Source organism: Roseomonas sp. TAS13 (assembly GCF_001950415.1).
GTDB classification, from domain to species: domain Bacteria; phylum Pseudomonadota; class Alphaproteobacteria; order Acetobacterales; family Acetobacteraceae; genus Roseomonas; species Roseomonas mucosa.
Map to the genome: position 1 here is coordinate 1 of NZ_BDLP01000679.1, position 1179 is coordinate 1179.

Sequence of the window (1179 nt, forward strand, 5' to 3'; positions counted from 1 at the left end):
GCCGTCGCCGGGCACGCGGATCTCGCCCGCGAGGCCCCGGCCCGGGGCGGCCGCGCGCAGCGGCCCGAACATCTGGCAGGTGTCCCGCATGGATTGCGCGTTTGACACGCGAGGGGGTGCGTGGCAATCGCGCGCCCTCATTGAAGCCCGGCCCCCAAGGCTCCGCGGCAAGCGCGGGGCCTGAGCGGACGTCGGTCAAAGCCAGGACGACTCCATCCATGGTCAAACCCGAACTGGGCACCAAACGCGTTTGCGTGGCCTGCGGCACGAAGTTCTACGACCTCACCCGCACGCCCGCCGTCTGCCCGAAATGCGGCACCGAGCAGCCGGCCGAACAGCCGCGCCTGCGCCGCCCGGCCGCCCCCGTCGAGGACAAGCTGCGTAAGCGCGCGGTGACGCCGGGAACGGAGGCCGAGACGGACGACACGGAGCTCGAGGACGCCGATACCGACGCCGGTCTGGAAGATGCCGAGGACCTGGAGGACGCGGACGAGGATCTCGGCGAGGAGATCGGCGTCGAGAGCGAGAGCGACGAGGAAAGCTGAGCGCCCCGCGCCCGGCCCCGCCCGCCGGGCTCGACCGGGGGGAAGGCCGGCACGCAGCCCGCCTCCCCCAAGCCCTGCACGCCGCCGGCACCTCGCCGGCGGCGTTTTGCTGTCAGCGCTTCCGGCCCGCCGTGCCGCCGCCCCGGCTGCCGGTGGCGCGGCGCGGCGCGGCACCGGAGACAGCGCCCCGCCCCCCGGCACGCGTCGCACCGGTGCCGGCGGCCCTGGCAGTACCGGTCCTGCCGGCACCCGTCCCGGCTTTCGGGCTCCCCGTCTTCGGGGTCCTCGTCTTCGTGGCCGCGGTCTTCGTGGTCGCGGTCTTCGAGGCCGCAGCCTTCGAGGCTGTCGTCTTGCGCGAGGTCGCCTTCGCGGCCGTGCTCCTCGAAGCTGCGGTCTTCCGGGTTGCCGCCTTCGGTGCCGCCTTCGCGGCAGCGGGCTTCGTGGCCGCAGTCTTCCGGGCCGCGGCCTTCGGCGTCGGCTTCCGCGCACCGGATGTCACGGCTCCGGACCGGGCCGAACCGGACTTCGCGGCCGTCTTCGCCGCCGCTCCCCTGGCCGTCGTACCCGCCCCGCGGCCTCCGGCCTTCGCAGTCACGGCCTTCCTCGTGCCGCTCGCCGCGCGGCTGGCGGCCGC

The 1179-nt window shown here is 75.1% G+C and carries 2 protein-coding genes; both read left to right on the top strand.

The genetic code is table 11. The features are described from left to right. The first annotated feature begins 218 nt into the window (after positions 1-218). Positions 219-545, top strand: coding sequence for a TIGR02300 family protein (locus ROTAS13_RS24795; protein ID WP_019461364.1), 327 nt, complete (start codon positions 219-221; stop codon positions 543-545). A gap of 131 nt (positions 546-676) precedes the next feature. Then, on the top strand, positions 677-1179 hold a 503-nt coding region (locus ROTAS13_RS24800), incomplete at its 3' end, for a hypothetical protein (RefSeq protein ID WP_216348747.1).